Source organism: Georgenia satyanarayanai (genome assembly GCF_900116375.1).
Taxonomy (GTDB): domain Bacteria; phylum Actinomycetota; class Actinomycetes; order Actinomycetales; family Actinomycetaceae; genus Oceanitalea; species Oceanitalea nanhaiensis.
The window spans coordinates 1-18,874 of the sequence record NZ_UETB01000012.1 but is presented as its reverse complement, the minus strand read 5'-3'; the positions used below and the strand labels follow the sequence as shown (position 1 = coordinate 18,874).

General features: G+C 74.7%; 14 protein-coding genes. 2 read left to right on the top strand and 12 right to left on the bottom strand.

All coding sequences use genetic code 11. From position 1 onward, the window contains the following. The first annotated feature begins 108 nt into the window (after nucleotides 1–108). Complete coding sequence (locus DSZ44_RS13825) at nucleotides 109–1,554, top strand: MFS transporter (RefSeq protein ID WP_373681254.1); 1,446 nt, start codon at nucleotides 109–111, stop codon at nucleotides 1,552–1,554. A 164-nt stretch (nucleotides 1,555–1,718) separates the two neighbouring features. Further along, nucleotides 1,719–2,423, top strand: a complete 705-nt coding sequence (locus tag DSZ44_RS13820) for a hypothetical protein (protein ID WP_181424647.1) — start codon at nucleotides 1,719–1,721, stop codon at nucleotides 2,421–2,423. On the opposite strand, the gene DSZ44_RS13815 is transcribed toward DSZ44_RS13820, so the two are convergent. From DSZ44_RS13815 to DSZ44_RS13760, 12 genes are all read right to left on the bottom strand, one after another. Continuing rightward, nucleotides 2,420–3,646 (bottom strand): cation:proton antiporter domain-containing protein, encoded by a 1,227-nt coding sequence (locus DSZ44_RS13815; protein WP_110853222.1) that lies wholly within the window; start codon nucleotides 3,644–3,646, stop codon nucleotides 2,420–2,422. The genes DSZ44_RS13820 and DSZ44_RS13815 overlap by 4 nt on opposite strands. Nucleotides 3,647–3,915: 269 nt before the next feature. Further along, on the bottom strand, nucleotides 3,916–6,363 hold the full coding sequence (locus tag DSZ44_RS13810) for an alpha/beta hydrolase-fold protein (protein ID WP_110853221.1): 2,448 nt from the start codon (nucleotides 6,361–6,363) through the stop codon (nucleotides 3,916–3,918). A gap of 177 nt (nucleotides 6,364–6,540) precedes the next feature. Next, nucleotides 6,541–7,380, bottom strand: coding sequence for an HpcH/HpaI aldolase/citrate lyase family protein (locus DSZ44_RS13805; protein WP_110853220.1), 840 nt, complete (start codon nucleotides 7,378–7,380; stop codon nucleotides 6,541–6,543). Next, nucleotides 7,377–8,585, bottom strand: a complete 1,209-nt coding sequence (locus tag DSZ44_RS13800) for a CaiB/BaiF CoA transferase family protein (RefSeq protein ID WP_110853219.1) — start codon at nucleotides 8,583–8,585, stop codon at nucleotides 7,377–7,379. The genes DSZ44_RS13805 and DSZ44_RS13800 overlap by 4 nt, the downstream gene beginning before the upstream one ends. Next, complete coding sequence (locus DSZ44_RS18840) at nucleotides 8,582–10,735, bottom strand: SUMF1/EgtB/PvdO family nonheme iron enzyme (protein ID WP_110853218.1); 2,154 nt, start codon at nucleotides 10,733–10,735, stop codon at nucleotides 8,582–8,584. Before DSZ44_RS18840 ends, DSZ44_RS13800 begins: the two co-directional genes overlap by 4 nt. Nucleotides 10,736–10,749: 14 nt before the next feature. Further along, the gene (locus tag DSZ44_RS13790) at nucleotides 10,750–11,658 is read right to left on the bottom strand and encodes a ribokinase (protein ID WP_110853217.1); all 909 of its coding nucleotides are present in this window, start codon (nucleotides 11,656–11,658) and stop codon (nucleotides 10,750–10,752) included. Then, a complete protein-coding gene (locus tag DSZ44_RS13785) occupies nucleotides 11,655–13,037 on the bottom strand; it encodes an ADP-ribosylglycohydrolase family protein (protein WP_110853216.1) in 1,383 nt (460 codons plus the stop codon). The genes DSZ44_RS13790 and DSZ44_RS13785 overlap by 4 nt, the downstream gene beginning before the upstream one ends. After that, nucleotides 13,034–14,197: an ADP-ribosylglycohydrolase family protein gene (locus tag DSZ44_RS13780; protein ID WP_110853215.1), complete on the bottom strand. Its 1,164-nt coding sequence runs from the start codon at nucleotides 14,195–14,197 to the stop codon at nucleotides 13,034–13,036. Before DSZ44_RS13780 ends, DSZ44_RS13785 begins: the two co-directional genes overlap by 4 nt. A 98-nt stretch (nucleotides 14,198–14,295) precedes the next feature. Next, a complete protein-coding gene (locus DSZ44_RS13775) occupies nucleotides 14,296–15,582 on the bottom strand; it encodes an ABC transporter substrate-binding protein (RefSeq protein WP_110853214.1) in 1,287 nt (428 codons plus the stop codon). 41 nt (nucleotides 15,583–15,623) lie between these two features. Further along, nucleotides 15,624–16,451, bottom strand: coding sequence for a carbohydrate ABC transporter permease (locus DSZ44_RS13770; RefSeq protein WP_110853213.1), 828 nt, complete (start codon nucleotides 16,449–16,451; stop codon nucleotides 15,624–15,626). 4 nt (nucleotides 16,452–16,455) lie between these two features. Beyond that, nucleotides 16,456–17,430: a carbohydrate ABC transporter permease gene (locus tag DSZ44_RS13765; RefSeq protein ID WP_110853212.1), complete on the bottom strand. Its 975-nt coding sequence runs from the start codon at nucleotides 17,428–17,430 to the stop codon at nucleotides 16,456–16,458. Beyond that, nucleotides 17,427–18,467 carry a LacI family DNA-binding transcriptional regulator gene (locus DSZ44_RS13760; protein ID WP_110853211.1) on the bottom strand — a complete coding sequence of 347 codons (1,041 nt, stop codon included), beginning with the start codon at nucleotides 18,465–18,467 and terminating at the stop codon, nucleotides 17,427–17,429. Before DSZ44_RS13760 ends, DSZ44_RS13765 begins: the two co-directional genes overlap by 4 nt. Between the last annotated feature and the right edge of the window lie 407 nt (nucleotides 18,468–18,874).

Sequence of the window (18,874 nt, the reverse complement as noted above, 5' to 3'; positions counted from 1 at the left end):
GCCCGTTCCTGCGGTCCCCGGAGCACCACCTTGGCCTCGACCACCTCATCGCGACCCGTCACCCCGAGCTCGCCGGCCGCCCGTCCCTGGGCGGCGCTCGTCGTCCTCATGCTGCCGGTGCTGCTCATCGCGGTCGACAACACCGTCCTCAGCTTCGCGGTGCCGTCGATCTCCGAGTCGCTGCGCCCCGGCGGCACCGAGCTGCTGTGGATCGTGGACGCCTACCCGCTCGTGCTCGCCGGCCTGCTCGTGCCGATGGGCAGCCTCGGTGACCGGGTGGGCCGCCGCCGGCTGCTGCTCATCGGCGCCACGGGCTTCGCCGTCGTCTCCGCCGTCGCCGCCTTCGTGCCGAGCGCGCCGCTCCTCATCGCCGCGCGCGCCGCCCTCGGCTTCTTCGGCGCGATGCTCATGCCCGCGACGCTCTCCCTCATCCGCAACATCTTCACCGACCCGGTCCAGCGGCGGACGGCAATCGCCATCTGGGCCGCGGGCTTCTCCGGCGGCGCGGCGCTCGGCCCGATCGTCGGCGGCTTCCTCCTCGAGCACTACTGGTGGGGCTCGGTCTTCCTCCTCGCCGTGCCCGTCCTCGTGCCGCTGCTCGCCCTGGGCCCGGTGCTCGTCCCCGAGTCCCGCGACCCCGAGCCCGGGCCGGTGGACCCGGTGAGCATCGCCCTCTCGCTCGGCGCCATGGTCCCGCTCGTGTACGGCATCAAGCGCATCGCGGAGGAGGGACCGACGGCGACGGCGGTGCTCGCGATCGCCCTCGCCCTCGCCCTGGGCTACGGCTTCGTCCGTCGCCAGCTGCGCCGGCCGGTGCCGCTGCTCGACGTGCGGCTCTTCGCCAACCCGGTCTTCAGCGGCTCGGTCGCGGCGAACCTCCTCAGCGTCTTCTCGATGGTCGGCTTCCTCTTCTTCGTCTCCCAGCACCTCCAGCTCGTCAGCGGCCGCACGCCCGTGGAGGCGGGGCTCGTCCTCGTGCCGGGGCTGGTCGTCACCGTGATCGCCGGCCTCGCCGTCGTGCGGATCGTGCGGCACGTGCGCCCGGCGCGCGTCGTCGCGGGCGGGCTGCTGCTCAACGCCGTCGGGTACGGGCTGGTCCTGGCGAGCGGGTCGGCAGGGTCCGACGGCGGGCTCCTCGTCGCGTTCGTGGTCCTCGGCGCGGGTGTGGGCGCGGCCGAGACGATCTCCAACGACCTCATCCTCTCCAGTGTCCCGGCGGCCAAGGCCGGCGCCGCGTCGGCGGTGTCGGAGACGGCGTACGAGCTCGGCGCGGTCCTCGGGACGGCGGTCCTCGGCAGCATCCTCACCGCGGTGTACCGCACGAACGTCGTCGTGCCGGGCGCCGTCGTGGGGGACGACGCGCGGGCGGCGGGGGAGACCCTCGGCGGCGCGACCGAGGTGGCGAGCGGGCTGCCGGACCCCGTGGCGCAGGCGCTGCTGGAGTCGGCGCGGCACGCCTTCGACTCCGGCGTCGTCATCACCTCGGCGATCGGCGTCGTGCTCATGGTCGTGGCCGCGCTGATCGCGCTGCGGGCGCTGCGCAGCGCGGAGTAGCGCCTGCTCCGTCGGAGCCTTCACCGACCGTGCGCCTCCTGGTTCCACCGTGCCGGTGGTAGACCGGCAGCACGGTGGAGGAGAGGGCGCAGGGTCGGGTGAGGCACCGGGCGGCGCCGCACCGCGCAGTGGCCCGGGCGTCTGGGCCGGGTGAGGGTGGAGGCATGGACACGGTGCTGTTCCTCGCCTACACCGGCATCTACCTCGTCCTGCTCGCGTGGGGGCTGGCGCTCGCGGTCCGGCGACGGCGGTGGTGGACGCCGGTGAACGTGCCGCTGCTCGTCGTGGCGGGCCTCGTGTACGACAACGCCGTCCTCGGCCTCGGCCGGTTCATCGGCGAGGGCGCCCTGCTCGAGGGGCTCAACCTGCCGCGCTACTGGACCCATGCGCTCGTGACGCCGCTGCTCGTCGTCCTCGCCTGGCACGTCGTCGTGCGTGCCGGGGTGGGCTGGGCGCGCACGCGGCTCGCCGTGGTCGGCGCCTGGGTCGCCGCGGGGGCGCTGGTGGCGCTGGAGGTGACCCACGTCGTCGGGCTCGAGCTCGAGGCGCGGCGGGAGCACGGCGTGCTGAGCTACGCGCCCGTCGAGGAGGCGGGCGGGCCACCGCTCATGGTGCTGCTCGTCAGCGCCGCCCTGCTCGTGGCGGGCTTCCTCGTGTGGCGCCGGCAGGGCTGGGTGTGGCTGCTCGTGGGGACGGCCCTCATGTCGGTGGGCAGCGCCGTGCCGGTCCCCGTGGAGAGCGGGGCGGTGACCAACCTCTTCGAGGTCGTGCTCCTCACCTCCGTCCTCGCGACGACGGCGTTTCAGGACCGGAGGGAACGGGCCGGCCGTGCGCCTGAGCGGGCGGGGCAGGCCGGCGGCGCTGTCTAGCCCGACGCCCGTGCCGGCTCGGGCGCCGCGCTCCGCCCGTAGAGCTTGCGGCCCGGGGACGACGTCACCCCGAAGACGACGACGCTCGCCACGATCATCAGCGTGGCCGCCGCGAAGAAGCGCGGGTCCGTGACGCCCTTGTCGATGCTGTGGGCCACGTAGAAGATCGAGCTCGCGCCCATCGGGCCGAACCAGCCGAGGAAGGCCGCCTGCCGCAGGTCCAGCCCCAGCGGCCGGGCCAGCGCCACGACCGCGGGCAGCCGCCGGACCACGAGGACGGCGACGACGAAGAGGACGGCGGCCGGTCCGAGCCGGCCCCAGTCCTCCCACGGCAGGACGAGCCCGAGGAGGAAGAAGACCGGCAGCGAGAGGTAGCGGTTGACCGCCTCGTCGGTGTCCTCCTGGGGCTCGCGCTCGTCGCCGGTGACGAGGAGGTTGTACACCGTCCCGGCGATGAAGACGGCGAGGATGCCGTCGGTGTGCGCGGTCCGCGCGACGCCGAGGGCCGCCACGGCGAGCAGCATGGTGAGGACGAGGTCGGGCGCGGGCTCGAGGTCCCTGTGACGTGTCGCGAAGCGCGTCGCCCACCCGCCCAGCGCCCCGAGGACACCGCCGATGACGACGGCGACGAGCACCTCGTAGGCGACCCGCCCCACGTGCTCCCCGAGCGTGCCACCGGGGACGACGACGGCGATCGCCAGCGCCACGAGGGGCAGCGCCAGGCCGTCGTTGAGGCCGCTCTCGGCGCTGAGCATGTGGCGCAGCCGCCCCGGCAGCGTCCTCTCCGCGGGCTCGCCGGAGACGATGGACCCGGCGAGCACCGGGTCGGTCGGCGCGAGGCAGGCGCCGACGAGCGCCGCCAGCGCGAGCGGGAAGCCCAGGAGCAGCGCCGCCGCGCCGGAGAGGGCGGCGCTCACGGGCATGACGACGAGGAGGAGCACCGCGACGGCGCGCGCCACGGACCCCAGCCGTGAGGCCGGGAAGCGCAGCGCGGCCGCCATGACCGACAGTGCCACGACAAGGCGGCTGCCCTCGAGCAGGGCGAGGTCGCGGACGTCGTCGGGCACGGAGATCAGCCCGAGCGCGACCGGCCCGAGGACCGCGCCGAGGACGAGGGCGAGCAGGGGCTCGCTCACCGGCAGGTCGCGCATCTTGCGGCTGGCCAGGGCGAGCACGACGGCGAGCGTGCCGACCAGCGCGTAGGCGAGGTGCAGTGACTCCACGGGTCCTCCGGGGCTCGACGGGAAGGGGACGAGCCGCGCGCTCCTGGAGCGGGCGGTGCCCCTCGACCGTGGCCGCGACCGCGGCCCGCCGCAACCGCGGGAGCAGCGCCTCCCACGACTGTGCGCCCCGTGCGTCCGCTGTGCGCCCGGGGCTAGCTACCGGGCGCACAGTGGCGCAAGAGGCGCACAGTGCGTGGGGGTCAGGGGCAGCGGGGCGCACAGTGCGTGGGATCAGGGGGCAGCGGGGCGCACAGTGCGTCGGGCTGAGGTCAGGCAGCCGCTCGGCGTCGCGCCACGAGCACGGCGCCGGCCGCCGCGAGCAGGAGCGCGAGCACGCCCGCACCGAGCACGGCGGCGCCGGTCGAGGGCAGACCGCCCGCGCCCGCGCCGGTGCCTGCGCCCGGGTCAGTGTCCTCACCGGGCACGGCCGGAGTCGAGCTCGGGTCAGGAGTCCCGGTGGTGGGGGCAGCTGACGGCGAGGGGCCTTCGGTCGGCGTGACGGTCGGCTCCGGGCCGGTCGGCTCGGGTGAGGTCGTGGGCTCCGCCGTCGTCGGCTCCTCGCCGGGCGCGGAAGCCAGCTGCATGACGAAGACGTCGCCCGCCCCGGCGTTGACCGCCCCGTCCGGCGCGCCGAAGGTGAGTCCGCTCAGCCATGTGCCATCCGTGCCCGCGGCCGCGTAGAGGTTGGCCTCGTCCCACTCGTCGGCGCCGTCACGGTCGCGCGAGCCGAGCTGGAGCGGCTCGCCGGCCACGCCGTCGGCGGTCACCGGCAGCGCGACGACGTCGACGCCGCCCAGCGGCTCGCCCATCGCGCCGTAGGTGGTCGCCAGGACCAGCGCGCCGCCGTCGGCGGTCGCCACGCCGGTGACGCCGCGGTCGTCGGTGGACGTGCCGGTCTGCAGGGTCCACGACTCCTCGCCGTCGGTGGTGAGGGCGCGCACGGCGATGTCGTTGTCCCCGAGTGCCGCCTCGCCAAGCACGCCCTTGGTCTGCCCGACGGCCAGCACCGCGCCGTCGGCCAGCGGCACGAGGCCGCTCACCATGTCGTTCTCCGCGGTGGCGACGGCGCGGACCCACTGCTGCCCGCCGTCGGCGTCGTACCGCGCGACCCAGCCGTCCCCGGAGCCGAGGTGCTCGGCGCCCGGCAGGCCGGCGCCGCTGACTCCGCCGACGACGACGTCCCCGTCGCTCGTCAGCGCCACGGCCATCGCCTTGTCCTCACCGGAACCGCCCAGCTGGGTGCTCCACAGCAGCTCCCCGGCGGCCGAGACCCGCGCGAGGACGGCGTCCTTGTCCCCGGCGCTCGCGGTGCCGGCGAAGCTGCCGCTCGTGTAGCCGGCGACGTACGCGCCGCCGTCACCGTCCGGTGCGACCGCGTAGAAGCGGTCGGCAGCGCCCGGGTCGCCCAGCTCGAGCGTCCACGTGCGCTCGCCGTCGGCGTCCACCGCCGCCACGAACGCGTCGTCCTGCGTGTCCGCCTCACCCGTGGCGAGGGTGCCGCGGGTGTAGCCGCCCACGACCACGGCGTCGTCGAACCCGTCGACGACGCCGTAGGCGCGGTCGTTCGCGCCGGTCGCGATCGCGTGGCGCCAGGCCTCCGTGCCGTCCGCCGCGCGGCGCACGAGGAGGGTGTCCATCTCGCCGGCCGGCTCGTAGCCGTCCCACTCGTCGGCGAGGCCGAGCGCGACGACGGTCCCGCCGTCGGCCGTCTCGACGATCCCGCCGGCGCGGTCGTCACCCGCGGAGCCGAGCAGCTCGGCGTCCCACGTCGCGGCCGGCTCGGTCCGCAGCCGCTGGCCGACGTCGACGATCGCCTCCCGGAAGGCCGGCTGCCACACGTCCCAGTCGTGACCGCCGTCGAGGACCCGCAGCTCCGCCGTCACGCCCGGCACACGCCGCGCGGTGTTGTAGAGCTGCGCCGACTCGAGGTCGATGTCGTGCTGCGCCTCGGCCGGGTCGGGGTTGGGCCACTCGTCGTCGCCGACGGCGACGAACAGGTGGACCGGCAGGGCGGGGTCGAGGGACTCGAGCGCCGTCGGGTAGGACAGCTCGGTGTACCGGTCGGCGTCGAAGAGCGCGTCGCCGACGCCGTAGGCGCCGTAGTCCCGCACCGAGGAGTCGACCGGGGGCTGGGGCACGTACGCGGCCGGGCTGAGGACGATGCCGGCGGAGAAGTCCTCCTGGTGGGCGAGGGCCAGACGCAGCGCGCCCGCACCGCCCATGGAGTAGCCGCCGACGGCGCGGGCCTCGCGGTGCGCGACCGTGCGGTAGGTGGCGTCGACGTGGTCGACGAGGTCCTCGGCGAGCGCGGTCTCCACGGGCAGGCCCGGACCGGACGCGGCGTCGCCGGTGTAGAGGGAGTCGGTGTACCAGCTGCCGCGGTCGTTCCACGGGGCGTCGGGCATGACGGCGACGACGGGCTGGAGCTCCCCGGAGGCGATGAGCTCGTCGAGGTCGGTGGCGACCCGCTGCCAGGCGGCCTGGGTGTCCCCGCGGCCGTGGAGGAGGTAGACGGTGGGGTAGCGGTCGGTGCTGTCCTCGTAGCCGGGCGGGAGGTAGACCGTGTAGTCGACCGTGCCGGCGGCGGTGCCGGTGGCCTCGGCGGACACGAGGGTGCCCTGCTCGGCGGCGAGCGCGGGGAGGGTGAGCGACGCACCGGCGACGACGGCGACTGCTGCCGTCACCGCCAGGCGCCGCGAGAGGCGGGCGGGGATCATGCGTTCTCCTTGGTGGGACCGGTGGGGCTCGCGCTCGGGGTGAGGGCGAGTGGTCTGTGGGCCGGGCGACGGTGCTGCGGCGGGGGAGGAGCGGGACTGCGGTGGCGAGTCGGCTGTGCGCGGTAGGTCGGCGGTAGGTCGGTGGTCGGCGGGCGGGGTGGACGAGGCTGGGGTGGGTCAGGTCTGGCCGTGGTGGGTGGCGAGGGCCAGGGTGGCGCGGGCGCGCTCGACCATGGCGACGTCGAGGAAGGTCCCGTCCGCGAGGACGAGGGCACCGGTACCGGCGGCGACGGCGCCCTCCACCCGCTCGACGACCTCCCGCGCCCGGCCCACCTCCTGCGTGCTCGGCAGGAAGGCCGCGCGGATCGTGTCGAGCTGGGCGGGGTGGACGGCGGTGCGGCCGCTGAAGCCGAGCCGCCGCCCGGCGCGGCAGGACTCGGCCAGCCCGGCCAGGTCCGTGACGTGCGGGTAGGCCGACATGACCGGGGAGGGCAGCCCGGCCGCCCGGGCGGCGACGACGACGCGGCTGCGGACCCAGGTGAGCCCGGCGTCGTCGTCCACACGCAGCTCCGAGCGCAGGTCCGCCTCCCCGAGCCCGAGCGAGGCCACCCCGGCCACGGAGGCGAGGTCGAAGGCGCGCTCCACCCCGAGCGCCGACTCGACGAGCAGGTGCAGCTCCCGGCCGCCCACCCGGCCGGCGAGTGCGGCCACCGCGGCGGGGTCCTCCGCCTTGGGCAGCCGCAGACCCACGTGGGCCGGCAGCGCGGCCACGGTGGCGACGTCGTCGTCGTGCCAAGGGGTCCCCGCGGCGTTGACCCGCACCTGCACGGCCCGCTCCGGCGGCACGTCGGCGAGGAGCTCGGCCACGTGCCCCCTGGCCGCGTCCTTCACGCCCGGCGCGACGGCGTCCTCGAGGTCGACGATGACGGCGTCGGCCGCGGAGGCCAGCGCCTTGGCCACCCGGTCGGGCCGGTCGCCCGGCACGTAGAGCAGCGTGAGCGGCGGGGGGAGGCTCATACCGACCCCTCCTCGCGCAGCGCGGCCACCCGCTCGGCGGAGAAGCCGAGCTCCTCGAGCACGGCCTCGGTGTCCGCGCCGTGCGGCCGCCCGGTGAAGCGGATGACGCCGTCGGCGCCGGAGAGCCGGAACAGCGGGCCCTGCATGAGCATCGGCCCCAGCTCGGGGTCCTCGATCTCGTGCAGGGTGCCGAGCGCCTGGAACTGCGGGTCGGCGACGATGTCCTGCGCGTCGTAGATCGGGGCGACGGCGGCCTGCGCCTTCTCGAAGGCGGTCACCACCTCCTCCCGGGTGCGCTGGGCGATCCAGCTGCCCACGGCGTCGTCCAGGACGTCGGCGTGCGCCGCCCGGTCCGCGCCGCGCGCGAACCACGGCTCGTCGATGAGCTCGGGGCGCCCGACGAGCCGCATGACCCGCTCGGCGATCGACTGCGCCGAGGTCGACACCGCCACCCACTGCCCGTCACGGGTGCGGTAGGTGTTGCGCGGCGCGTTGTTGGCCGAGCGGTTGCCGGTGCGCGGCTGCACGGTGCGCAGCTGGTCCCAGCGGGTGATCTGCGGGCCGAGCATCGCGAGGATCGGCTCGATGATCGCCATGTCGACCACCTGCCCGTGCCCCGTCCGCTCGCGCGACTGCAGCGCGACCATGACGGCGAAGGCCGTGGCGAGCGAGGCGACGCCGTCGGCGAGGCCGAACGGCGGCAGGGTGGGCGGGCCGTCCGGCTCCCCGGTCATCGCCGCGAAGCCGCTCATCGCCTCGGCGAGCGTCCCGAAACCTGGCCGGGTCCGGTAGGGACCGACCTGCCCGAAGCCGCTCACCCGGGCGAGGACGAGCCGTGGGTTGCGCGCGGACAGCTCCTCGTAGCCCAGGCCCCACCGCTCCAGGGTGCCGGGGCGGAAGTTCTCGATGACGACGTCGGCCTGCTCGGCGAGCGCGAGGAAGACCTCGCGTCCACCCGGGCTGCCGAGGTTCGCGGTCACGGTGCGCTTGTTGCGCCCCAGCGTCTTCCACCACAGGTTGACCCCGTCCTTGGCGGCGCCGTGGTTGCGGGAGGGGTCGGGCCTGTCGGGGTGCTCGACCTTGACGACGTCGGCGCCCATGTCCCCCAGGTGCATCGCCGCCATCGGGCCGGCGAAGAGGGTGGAGGCGTCGACGACACGCAGGCCGCTCAGCGCACCGGCGGCCGGGTCGCGGGAGACGGTCACCGGGCCACCCCGTCCCAGGCGCAGCGGAAGCCGATCGTCGCCGAGCGGGCCAGGCCGAGGCCGGGCAGGAGGTACTTGAGGGAGTGGTCGGGGGCGTGGACGCCGCCCTCGACGTACCAGTCCGAGCCGTCGGCCCGGTAGTCGCTGCCGCCCTTGAGCATGACGAAGCGGGTGCGCCCGTCGCTGTGCTCGCTCTCGGTCCAGCTCCACACGGCCGGCGTGCCGCGGTGCAGCTCGCCGGTCTGCCCGGCCAGCTGCCACTCGTCCTCGGTGGGCAGCCGGCCGCCGCGCCACGCGCAGTAGGCGCGGGCGTCGGCGAGGTCGACGAAGGTCACCGGCTCCTCCTCGGTGCCCGGTGCCGGACGGCCCTCGAGCCAGTGGGCGAGGAAGCGGTGGCCGACGGCGGGCGCGTAGCCGGTCGCGTCGAGGAAGGCGGCGAACTCCTCGTTGGTCACCTCGTGGACGGCGACGGCGACCGGCGCCTCGAGCACGACCTCCCGCTGGAGGGTGCGAGCGTCGTGCAGCCGTGGGGGCAGCGGCTTCCACTCGTCGACGTAGGGCGCGCCCTGGTACATGCCCGTCTCGCGGGCGCGGTGGCGGACGGTGAGGACGTGCTCACCCGCGGGGACGACGACGGCGGGGGCCGGTGCGCCGTCGGTAACAACTCCGCTGTCGGCGGGGGAAGGGGTGGCGGCGGGGGGCTGGACAGCGCCGGTAGGTGCGCTCTCGGCGGTAAGTGCGCTGTCGGTAACAAGTGCGCTGTCGGCGGGCGAGATCCGGCTGTCGGCGGGGAGGGAGGGGGCGCCGTTCGGGGCGGGGGTGGCAGCACTGAGGCGGTGGGCCTTGCGGTGCTGGAAGCGGGCGTCGCGCACGTGGGGGCGGCGGGCGAGCTCCTCCTGGAGCGGCGCGAGCCACGCGGGTTCGGCGACGCCGTCGGCGACGTGGAGGAGCGCGGCGATCCCGCGGCCCGGCACGACGACCTCGCCCGCGCCGTCGTCGCCGGTGAGGGTGAGGAGGCGGCCGCCGGTGACCGTGCCGTCGGGCAGGACGGGGCCGGTCCAGTCCTCCTCACCGCGGTTGACGAGGGTCCACAGCGTGAGGCCCTCGTGCTCCCAGCGGGAGGCGTGGACGCCCACGGCCTCGGCGGCCGGCGTGAGCTCGGTGAGCGGGGTCCACCCGCCCTCGAGGAGGAGGTCCCCGGCGGCGCGCTGGACGGCGACCATCCGAGCGACCGTCGCGGCGTCGCGCGGCGTCCAGCCGACCCACACGCCGAAGACGACCTCCCACACCATGACGGCCACGCCGTTGAGCCACGCGGACTGCAGCTCCTCGGAGTGGTCGCGGTGCCAGCGGCGCACGTGGTGCTGCATGTGCCGGCGCTCGTACCAGTGCGCGCGCAGCACGCCCGGCACGGGGGAGTCGGCGAAGAACTGCGCCCACGAGGAGGAGTGGTCCTCGATGCGCTCGACCGCGAGCTTCGACTCGCCCTCGAGGACGATGCCCGGACGGGCCTCCTCGAGGCGGGCGACGAGCTCGGGCTCGGCCTTCTTCAGCGTGTCGAGGAAGACGCCGTCGGCGCCGAGCCAGGAGACGACGTCGGCGAGCTCGGTGACGTCGTCGGCGCCGCGGCGGGTGCCGGTGTCCCACGGGTTGTAGTCGACGAAGACGTGGAGGCCGGCGTCGTGCAGCTCGCGGACGAGCTCGACGATGCCGGGCACGTCGCGGTAGTAGTCCCACTGGTTGCGGTCGTCGATCCCGATGACCGGGTAGGCGTGCCACAGGACGACGGCGTCGAGCCCGCCGAAGCGCTCGCGGGCGTCGGCGAGGAGACGCTCCGGTCTGAAGCGGTGCTTCTCGAAGGAGTAGAGCAGCTCGTCCCACAGCCAGACCTGCGCGACCGTGTGGCAGCGCGCGGCCCACTGCGCGCCGGGCCGCTCGTAGGCGGCGCCGCGGTAGCCGTGGCGCTCGCGGGCGTCCTCGCGCCAGCGGTGCAGGGCCTCGCGCCACGCCGGCCGGTCGGCCGGGTCGGGCGGTCCGACGAAGATCTTCGCCTCGTCCAGCGCCGTGGACTGCTCGGGGGTGAGGCCGCCCAGGGGGACCTCGGTGGGCAGGTCGATGGGCCGCGGGACGAGGGGGTCGAACGTGTACATGACGCCTTTCTTGCTCAGCGGTGGCGCGCGAGGTCCGCGACGGCGGCCGCGGTGGGGACGGACTCCTGGGCGCCGGGGGCGGTGGTGGCCAGCGCGCCGGCCGCGGCCGCGAGGCGGGCCGCGTCGGCGAGGGGCGCACCACCGGCGAGGGCTGCGGCGAGGACGCCGCAGAAGGTGTCCCCGGCCCCCGTCGTGTCGACGGGCTCGACGGGGAACGCGGGGACGTGGACGGGCTCGCCGTCGCGCTCGGCGACGAGGCTCCCGGCCCCGCCGAGGGTGACGACGACGGCGGGCACCCGGGCGAGCAGCGCGCGCGCCAGGTCCGCCGGCTCGGTGCCGTCACCGCGGCCGGCGAGGTCGGCCGCCTCGTGCTCGTTGACGACGAGGACGTCGACGGCGGACCACACCTCCGGCGGCAGCTCCCTGGAGGGGGCGGCGTTGAGGACGAGGAGCGCACCCTCCCGGCGGGCGGCCGCGGCGGCGGTGATCGCCTCGAGGGGGATCTCGAGCTGGGCGAGCACGACATCCGCCTCGGCGAGACGCTCCGCCTGCGCGGGCCCCACCGTGACGAGGGAGTTGGCGCCCGGGGCGACGATGATCGTGTTCTCACCGTTCGGGTCCACGGAGATGAGCGCGGTCCCGGTGGGCTCGGCGACGCGCGCGACGAGGTCGGTGCGCACGCCCGCGCCGCTCAGGGAGGCGTGGAGGAGCTCGCCGGACTCGTCCTCGCCCAGGGCGCCGACGAAGGTCGTGTCCGCGCCGCCCGCGCGGGCGGCCGCGACGGCCTGGTTGGCGCCCTTGCCGCCGGGGTGGCGCTCGAGCGTGCCGCCGAGCACGGTCTCGCCCCCGGTCGGGTGGCGCGGCACCGGGACGACGAGGTCGACGTTCGCCGAGCCGACGACGACGACGCGCCCCGCGCTCACGGGGTCACCGCCGCGGCGAGCGGGACGGCCAGGGCCAGGGTGCGTTCGGCGAGGTCGGTGATGCGCTGCTCACCGCCGGGCAGCGAGGTGGCGATGCGCCCCTCGAGCGGCGCGGTCCACTGCTCGCCGATGCCGTCGGCGCCGAGGAGGCCGCCGACCACCGCGCCGACCGTGGCGGCCGCGGAGTCGGTGTCCCAGCCGGCCGTGACGGCGATCGACACGCTGGCCCCGAAGTCGCCGCGCCCCGCGGTGAGGGCGAAGGCGATCGTCGCGGCGTTGTTGAGCGTGTGGACCCAGTGCAGGTCCCCGTACGCGGCGTGGAGCCGGTCCAACCCCCCCCGGACCGAGGGCTCGCTGCCGTCACAGGCGGCCCCGGCCTCGCGGCCCCGGCGGACGGCGGCGGCGAGCCGGCTGGCGGGCGGGACGGCGGCGTCGGCCGCGTCGAGGACCTCCTCGACGCTGTCGCACACCATCGTCGCCGCGCCCAGGGCCGCGGCCCACATGGCGCCGTAGACCCCGTTGCGGGTGTGGCTGAGGCGGGCGTCGACCCACGCGAGACGGGCCGCCGCGCGGACGTCACCGGGCAGCACCCAGCCGAGGAGGTCGGTGCGGATGAGCGCACCGATCCACTCCCGGAAGGGGTTGTGGTGGGTGGCCGTCCCCGGGACCGGGCGCGCGTCGAGGATGTTGCGGTAGGCGGCGCGCTCGGCGGTGAAGACCCGCCCGGCGGGGAGGTGGTCGAGCCACAGCTGGGCGACGTCCTCGGTGGTGAAGCCGTGGCCGTGCCGCTCGAGGAGCGCGAGGGCGAGGATCGGGTAGTTGAGGTCGTCGTCCTCCGGCATGCCGGAGATGTTCTCCTCCAGCGAGGTCGGGGCCGAGCGGCGGTTCCAGGGCCAGCGGGCCGCGACGTCGTCGGGCAGGCCGACGGCGGTGAACCAGCGATCCAGCGGCCACCGTCCGGTGGCCCGGAGGATCTCCTCGATGCCCTGCCGCGGGATCTTCTCCACCGGCTTGCCGAGAAGGCAGCCGGCGGCGCGGCCGGTCCACGCTCCGACGAGGCGCTCGCGGCAGGCGTCGTCGTCGGGACGGCCGGCGAGCTGCGGGGCCGGGGGCAGGAGGGCGGCGATCGCCTCCCACTCGTCCGGCTCGGCCGGCGACGCCGGGGCGGGGGTGGCGGCGAGCTCGTCGAGCAGCTCGCGGGCCAGGGTGCGCAGCGCCGGGGGAGCGGGCACCGGGCCGGCGCCGCTCACGGCCGGGACGGGGTCCCCGCCGGCAGCCACCCAGCGCTCGCGGACGGCGGTGACGTCCCGGCCCTCGGCGGCGGACTGGACGAGCTCGTGCGCGAGGAGGTCCTCGGGCTGGGCCCAGGTGAGCCTCATGCCGGCGCCCCCTCCAGCTGGTCGAGCGCCGCGGCGCGGGCGCGGGCCCGCTCCCGGTCGGCGCGCAGGATGTCGGCGGCCACGGAGCCCATGAGCCGGCCGGTGGCGCGCACGTCGGTGCGGCTGGCCTCCTCGACCTCGTCGAGCCACTCGGTGGGGACCACCTCGGTGCCGCCGAGGCCCGCGCAGACGGCGCCGGCCATGACGGCGATCGAGTCGGCGTCGCGGCCGTAGTTGACGGCGCCGAGGACGGCGCCGCGGAAGTCTCCGCGGTGGCCGAGGACGAAGCCGAGCGCCGCGGGCAGCTCCTCGATGGACTTCGTGCGGGAGGGCCGGCGGGCGTCCATCGACATCTGCCGGTACTCCGGGCCGACGGAGTCGAAGGGGGCCACGGCCTCCCGGACGACGCGGGCCAGCTCGCGCTCGCCGTCGTCGTCGGTGGGGACCTCCCGGCCGGCGACGGCGTCGACGACGGCCCGCAGGGCGGCGGCGGTCCCGTCGTGGGCCACGTCCAGGGCGGCGCGGGTGACGTCGTCGACGCTCGCGCCGGGGGTGACGGCGGCGGCGACCATGGCGGCGAAGACGCCGGCGGCCTCGCGCCCGTAGCTGGACTGGTGGGCCCCGGCGACGTCGATCGCCTCGGCGTAGGCGGCGCGCGGGTCACCGGCGTTGGCCAGCCCCACCGGCGCCATGTACATGGCGGCGCCGCAGTTGACGACGTTGCCGACGCCGGCCTCGCGCGGGTCGACGTGCCCGTAGTGGAGGCGGGCGACGATCCACTTCTCGGCGAGGAAGACCCGCTGGAGGATGAGCGCCTCGCTCTCCAGCTCGGGGATCCAGCGCGGCTCGCCGATCATCAGCGGGACGAGGTCCTCGGCCACGGCGTAGGCGTCGAGGTGGTCACGGCGCTTGGCGTAGACCTCCACGAGCGCCTGCGTCATGAGGGTGTCGTCGGTGATGTGCCCGTCGCCCTTGTGGTAGGGCGCGATGGGGCGCGCGGTGCGCCAGTTCTCGTACCAGGGGCCGACGATGCCGCGCACCCGGCCACCGTGCCGCTCCTCGATCTGCTCCGGTGTCCATCCCTCGGTGGCTCCGCCCAGGGCGTCCCCGACGGCGGCGCCGGTGATCACCGCCACGCATCGATCGTCCAGCCAGCTCACAGATCTACTCCCTGCCTTCGTGTTGCGGTACGTGCGGTGGCCGCGGGGCGGCCGGGTGCCGCGGGGCGGCCCGGTGGCCGGGCCGCCCCGCGCCTGGGTCAGCCGGTGATCTCGGTCCAGCCGTCCTCGAGCTGGGTGCCCAGGCCCGCGGTGTCGATCTCCTGCGCGAGGTAGCGCTGGAAGGCGGGCGTGGCCACGGTGTCCTTCCACTGCGCGTACGCGTCGACGAAGAGGTACGGCGCGGAGACGAGGTGCTGGCCGGAGGACAGGATGGTCGCCCAGCCGTTCTCCTCGCCGAGGTTCTCGGCCATGTGCTCCTGGGCGGAGGTCGTCGCCGGGATGAGGGCGTCGGCCTCGTTGAGGGCGGCGAGGTTCTCCGTCTCGGTGAAGAACTCGATGAACTCGGCCGACTCCTCGACGTGCTCGGAGTCGATGTTGACCGAGAGGGTCTGCGGGTTGGCGGCCTGGCCGGCGCCCTGCGGGCCCTCGAGCGGGGGCAGCACGGTCCACTCGAAGCCCTCGGGGGCGTCGGTGGCGATGTTCGCGGCCTGGAAGGAGCCCTGGACCGTCATGGCGATCTGGCCGGCGTAGAAGGAGGCGAGGACCTCCGAGCCGGACTGGGTGAGGGTGACCGGCAGGATCGTCTCGTCCTCGAAGGCCATGGTGTGGACGAGCTCGGGCACGGCCAGCTCGCCCTCACCGACCGTGAGGGTCGCGTCGGTGCCGGTGCCCTCGAAGAAGGTGCCGCCGAAGCCGGGGGCGAAGGACATGAACGCCGCCGTCGGGCTCGCCAGGCCCCAGCCGAGGCCGTAGGTGTCGCCCGACGTCGTCGCCTGGGCGATCTCCCGCAGCTGCTCCCAGGTCATCGTCTCCCCGGTGGGGACCTCGACGCCCGCCTCCTCCAGGAGGGTGGTGTTGGCGAAGACCATGTAGGACTGCAGCTCGGTGGGGTAGGCGACGACCTGGTCGTCGACCGTCACCGAGTCGAGGATGCCCTCGGGGATGTCCGCGCGGCGCTCGTCGGACATGTGCTCCGAGAGGTCCGCGAGGTAGCCGTCCCGGGCGAAGGGCACGATGCTCGCCGCCTCGTAGTGGATGACGTCGGGGGCGGCACCGCCGTTGAACTGGGTGATGAGCTTGTCGTAGATGCCGTCCCAGCCGGCGGGGACGATCTCGACCTGGGTGTCGGGGTTCGCCTCGTTCCACTCCGCGACGATCGACTCCGTCGCCTCGATCGCGGCGGGCTGGTCGGACAGGGACTGGAAGGTGAGGGTCACGGGCCCGTCCGCGCTGGCGCCGTCGTCGTCCCCGCCGCCGCCACAGGCGGCGAGGGTGAGCGCGGCGATCGTGAGGCATGCGGCTGTGGAGGCTCCACGGATCTTCATTGGTCGACCTTTCGAGGGGGATGGGTTGAGGGGTTGAGGGGTCAGCCCTTGACGGCACCGGACATGAGGCCGCCGACGAGCTTGCGCTGCATGATCGAGAAGAAGACGATGCTGGGGATCGCCGCCAGCACCGAGCCGGCCGCCAGCGGGCCGAGCGCCACCTTGCCCTCGCCGCCGATGAACATCTTCAGCGTGATGGGCAGCGTGTAGTTCTCCGGGGACTGGAGCAGGACGAGGGCGAAGAAGAACTCGTTCCACGAGGAGACGAAGGAGAACATCGCGGTGGCGACGACTCCCGGGACGAGCAGCGGGAAGACGATCGAGCGGAGCACCCGCAGGCGGGCGGCGCCGTCCATCGAGCCGGCCTCCTCGAGGTCCACGGGGATGCCGGTGACGTAGCCCTGGAGCATCCACAGGGCGAAGGGCAGCGTGTAGGTCGTGTGGACGAGGGTGAGGCCGACGAGGCTGTCGGTCAGGCCGAGCGTCCGCAGGATGAGGAACAGCGGCAGGATGATGAGGATGACGGGGAAGACCTGGCTCACGAGGATCCAGCCGATCCCGGCCATGCGGACCTTGCCCTTGAGGCGGGCCAGGACGTACGCCGTCGGCATCGCGATGACGATGACGAGCAGCGTGGAGACGAGCGCGACGGCGGCGCTGTTGGCGGCGGACCGCACCAGACCCTGCCGGGCGAGGGCCTCGGAGTAGTTCTCCCAGTGCCACTCGTTCGGCAGCAGGCTGATCGACAGCGAGTTCAGCTCGCCCGAGGACTTGAACGAAGCCGAGATGAGCCACAGGAGCGGGAAGCCCAGGAAGACGATGTAGGCGACGAGCGCCGCGTACTGGGCGGGGCGGATCAGGGTGCGCATCGGCTCAGCCCTTCCTCTCGGGGCGGTCCTCGCGGAACTGGGACCACAGGTAGACGGCGAGGAGGATGACGACGACGGCGACGAGGACGACGCCCATCGCGGCGGCGTACCCGATGTTCCGGTTCTTGAACGCCTCGAGGTAGGTGAAGAGCATCGGCAGCATCGTCCGGCCGCCCGGTCCGCCCTCGGTGAGGACGTAGACCAGCGAGAACGAGTTGAAGTTCCAGATGAAGTTCAGCGACGTGATCGAGGTGACGATGGGGCGCAGGCTCGGCCAGGTGACGGCGGTGAAGCGGCGCCACGCGGAGGCCCCGTCCATCGAGGCGGCCTCGTGGAGCTCCTCGGGGATCTGCTGGAGACCGGCGAGCAGGGTGACGGTGGTCTGCGGCATGCCGACCCACACACCGACGACGATGACGGCGGGCAGCGCGGTGGAGAAGTTCGCCAGCCAGTTGATGTTGTCCGGCAGGCCCACGCCGCCGAGGACGGCGTTGAGCGGCCCGGCGTTGGGCGAGTAGATCATCTGCCACATGATCGCCACGACGACGGGCGGCATGGCCCACGGGATGAGGGCGAGGACACGGGTCAGCCCCTGCATCCGCAGCCCGGAGTTGAGGAGCAGCGCCAGGCCGAGGGCGGCAAGGAGCTGGAGCAGGGTGACGGAGACGGCCCACACCATGCCGATGCGGAAGGAGTCCCAGAAGAAGGAGTTGTCGAGCAGCCGGGCGAAGTTGTCGGCGCCGACGACGGTGTACTCCGGGTTGCGCACGAGCCGCGCGTCGGTGAAGGCGAGCGCGACCCCGATGACGAGGGGCGCGACGCTGAGCACGAGGATGGGGATGAGCGAGGGGATGACGAGCGCGGCGGCCTCGCGGCGCCGGGCCCGCTCGAGCCCGCTGCGGCGACGGGGTGAGCCGCGGCCGGGCCGGGGCGCGGGTGCGTCCGGCCTCGCTCCTGCGGCGAGCGTCGGTGCCGTCATGCGTCCTCCTTGCGGGGTGCTGGGGTGGGGGTGGACGACTCGCGGACGATGAGCTCGGGGCCGACGGTGACGTACCGTCCCCGCTCCTCGCCGTCGTCGACGAGGCCGAGCACGAGCTCGGCGGCGAGGTGGCCGCGCCGTCCCGAGCCGAGCGAGACGCTCGTGAGGCTGGGCTGGTAGACGCGGCCGATGTCCGTGTCGTCCATGCCGGTGACGGCGAGGTCGCCCGGGACGGAGAGTCCACGCTCGCCGGCGGCCCGGATGGCGCCGATCGCGAGGAGGTCGTTGGCGGCGACGACGGCGTCGAGCGGTGTGCGGGCGTCGTGCGCGCGGTCGAGGAGGCGGTGGGCGGCGGCGAGGCCGGCGGTGACGGTGAAGTCGTCGGCCACCTCGGTGCCGCCGGCGGTGAAGGCGGCGGCGCGGGTGGCGGCGTCGAAGCCGCGCTGGCGGGCCTCACCGGGGGTGGTGTCGAGAGGGCCGTTGAGGAAGCCGATCCGCCGGCGGCCGACGGCGAGGAGGTGGTCCACCGCCTGCGCGATGCCGCCCGCCGAGTCGGTGGAGACGGAGTCGATGCCGTGCGCGGCGAGGGAGCGGCCGATGACGACGACCGGTACCGCGGCCTCCTCGACGGCGGCGACGAAGGCGTCGTCCACGCGCAGGGGGCTGATGATCATGCCGTCCACGAAGCCGCCCTCGAGGCTGCGGACGAGGTCGACGGTGGAGGCGACCGTGTCCCCGGTGGACATGACGACGACGCGGTAGCCGTGGGGGGAGAGGACCGCGTGGATCGCGGTGAGCATCTCGACGTAGACGGGGTTGCCGATGTCCGCGACGGCGAAGGCGACCTGGAAGGTGCGCCTCATCCGCAGGGACCGGCCCGTCTCGTGAGGGCGGTAGCCGAGCTCCGCCGCGGCGGCGCGCACCCGCTCGACCATCGCGGGACTGGCGCCGGTGCCGTGCAGGGCGCGGGAGGTGGAGGCGAGGGAGACGCCCGCGTGGCGGGCGACCTGGACCAGCGTCGCGCGTGGTGACGTCACTGTCGCCCTCCTTCGTCGTTGAGTGGTGGTGCCGGTGTGCCCCTGCGGTGGGGTGGAAACGTTTCCAAGCGAGTCCGGTGCGAGGTCTGGAATCGTTTCCGGGATTGGCCGAGATCCTGGCACCGGACGGGTGTGGCTGTCAACACAGTGGTGCGGAGCGACGTCAGTGGTCGGTTCTACGGTGGAAGGAGCAGGAGGGCACCGCTGGAGGTGGGGTCGATGACGGCACGCGGGGCGCTCGCGGACGGTGCCGTCGTGCGGGGTGGGTGGCCGAGCGGCGCGGGGAGTGCCGGCGCACCGGCGCCCGGGGCGATGATGCTCCTATGGTCTGTCAAGCGGCGAGGAGCCATTGGCGGTAGCGGTGGGCGAGGTCGTCGTCGCGGCGTTTGCCGCGCTCGATGGTGGAG

Bases quoted from the DNA above. Each gene is read 5' to 3' on its own strand.
- DSZ44_RS13770 (WP_110853213.1), bottom strand. From the start codon at position 16,451: ATGCGCACCCTGATCCGCCCCGCCCAGTACGCGGCGCTCGTCGCCTAC.
- DSZ44_RS13805 (WP_110853220.1), bottom strand. From the start codon at position 7,380: ATGAGCCTCCCCCCGCCGCTCACGCTGCTCTACGTGCCGGGCGACCGG.
- DSZ44_RS13810 (WP_110853221.1), bottom strand. From the start codon at position 6,363: ATGATCCCCGCCCGCCTCTCGCGGCGCCTGGCGGTGACGGCAGCAGTC.
- DSZ44_RS13765 (WP_110853212.1), bottom strand. From the start codon at position 17,430: ATGACGGCACCGACGCTCGCCGCAGGAGCGAGGCCGGACGCACCCGCG.
- DSZ44_RS13775 (WP_110853214.1), bottom strand. From the start codon at position 15,582: ATGAAGATCCGTGGAGCCTCCACAGCCGCATGCCTCACGATCGCCGCG.
- DSZ44_RS13785 (WP_110853216.1), bottom strand. From the start codon at position 13,037: ATGAGGCTCACCTGGGCCCAGCCCGAGGACCTCCTCGCGCACGAGCTC.
- DSZ44_RS18840 (WP_110853218.1), bottom strand. From the start codon at position 10,735: ATGTACACGTTCGACCCCCTCGTCCCGCGGCCCATCGACCTGCCCACC.
- DSZ44_RS13825 (WP_373681254.1), top strand. From the start codon at position 109: ATGCTGCCGGTGCTGCTCATCGCGGTCGACAACACCGTCCTCAGCTTC.
- DSZ44_RS13820 (WP_181424647.1), top strand. From the start codon at position 1,719: ATGGACACGGTGCTGTTCCTCGCCTACACCGGCATCTACCTCGTCCTG.